General features: G+C 65.9%; 2 protein-coding genes. Both read left to right on the forward strand.

Annotated features, from left to right (window positions below; genetic code table 11):
* On the forward strand, positions 1–554 hold a 554-nt coding region (locus AC08OV_RS11790), incomplete at its 5' end, for a tyrosine-type recombinase/integrase (protein ID WP_476619659.1).
* Positions 551–1,642: a DNA-methyltransferase gene (locus AC08OV_RS11795; protein ID WP_476615966.1), complete on the forward strand. Its 1,092-nt coding sequence runs from the start codon at positions 551–553 to the stop codon at positions 1,640–1,642. The genes AC08OV_RS11790 and AC08OV_RS11795, both read left to right, overlap by 4 nt.
* Positions 1,643–1,821 lie beyond the last annotated feature (179 nt).

The following is a 1,821-nucleotide window of genomic DNA, read 5'->3' on the forward strand; positions in this document are numbered from 1 at the left end:
AGTTGAGCCGGGGCGCTCGGTCGGTGCTGCATCTCGCCGAACCCCTACCCGCGGCCCTGGCTGCGGGCGACGAGATCGGCGAGGAACTGCTTTCCCCCAAGCGGCTCCACGACCTCCGCCACAGCTCGGTTTCGATCATGCTGTCTGCGGGAGTCGACATCACGATCGCCTCGAAGGTCGTCGGTCACTCTTCGACGTCAGTCACCGGGAACCTGTACGCGCATCTGTTGCGGTCGACCAGCCAGCAGGCGGCGGAGACGGTGGCCGCCGCGATCCCGCGCACAACGGTTTGTCCTCACCCTGTCCTCACCACCGGAACCAACGGCGGCGGGATCGTGAAGGGCGGAAGCTTCGGGCCTGGTCAGGGGCCTGCCCGTAAAGGACAGACCCCCGCCAAACGAGTGGAGCTTCTCCGGCACTACTCCAAAAATCTTGGTCTGCTCGACGACCTCCGTTGGCTACTCAAAGTAGTCAAAGATGCGGAGAGTGACGACGAGCCGGATGAGCTAGATCTGTGCGACCAGGCCAACGGTCGCGGCGGGGGACGCCTATGACGGGTGCGGACAGGGCAGCGCCCTGGCTCGGCACCATCCTCGTCGGAGACGTCCGCGATCGACTGGCCGAGCTACCACCTACCTCAGTCGACACAGTGATCACCAGCCCGCCCTACTACGGCCTCCGCGACTACGGCGCCACCGGGCAGCTCGGACTGGAACCCGACGTCAACCAGTGGGTCGATGACCTGCGGACCGTCATGACCATGGTCGCACGGGTACTCAAGCCCGCCGGCGTCGTCTGGCTGAACCTCGGCGACGGCTACGCCCGCCACGCTCGCGAGGGCGCGCCGATGAAGAGCCTGTTACTCGGGCCGGAGCGCCTGGCCCTGACGCTGATTGCCGACGGGTGGATGCTACGTAACAAGGTCATCTGGGCCAAGACCAACCCCATGCCGACGAGCGTGACCGATCGCCTGAACACCACGCATGAAGTGATCTACCTCTTCACCCGGAGCCGGCACTACTTCTTCGATCTCGATGCCATCCGAGTACCTCATGCAACTGGCCAGTTCGCCGCGCAAGGCCGGGCGGCCGGGCGCGTCTACCCGCCAGAATCGGCGGTTGCTACCATCCGTCAGACCAGACGGACACAGCGCAACACCGGGCTGGGTCGACTGAAGACCCTGGGGATTGCTGGTCATCCACAAGGCAAGAACCCTGGCGACGTCTGGCACCTGGCCACAGCCGGCTATCGGGAAGCGCACTTCGCCACCTTCCCGCTCTCCCTCGTCGAGCGTCCGCTGCTGGCAAGCGTTCCCGAACGAGTGTGCGAACGGTGCGGCGAGCCGTGGCGCCGCGCCTCGACTCGCCAGAACCCGCACGGTGCAGCACCTGCCGTCCTGGGCCCTGTCTGTGACTGCCAGGCCGACTACCGGCCGGGCATCGTACTCGATCCGTTCCTGGGCGCAGGCACGGTCGCGGTAGCCGCAGAACGCCACGGCAGGGACTGGGTCGGCATCGAGATCAACCCCGCGTACGCCGCCATGGCAGAGGAGAGGATCACGCGGGAACGCTTGAAGATCGCATCGGCCGAGCGAGCTACTCGTACTGAAGCTGTACGCCCGTACGATCCGCGAGCAGCGTGATGGCTTGATCGTGACGGTCAAGCTGAGCGTCTCGCGCAGCGTTGTCGGTTACGGCGTTCTCGACTTGGGCAGCGAGGGAATCGACAGCTCCGTGGAGTGACTGAGGAGTGAATTACCGGACCACGGAGGGGCTGGGTCGGGGCGTGCGGGATCGCGCGGGGACCCGGTGCCGTTCAGTC

The sequence above is a fragment of the Frankia sp. CeTa3Moorea genome, from assembly GCF_978021225.1.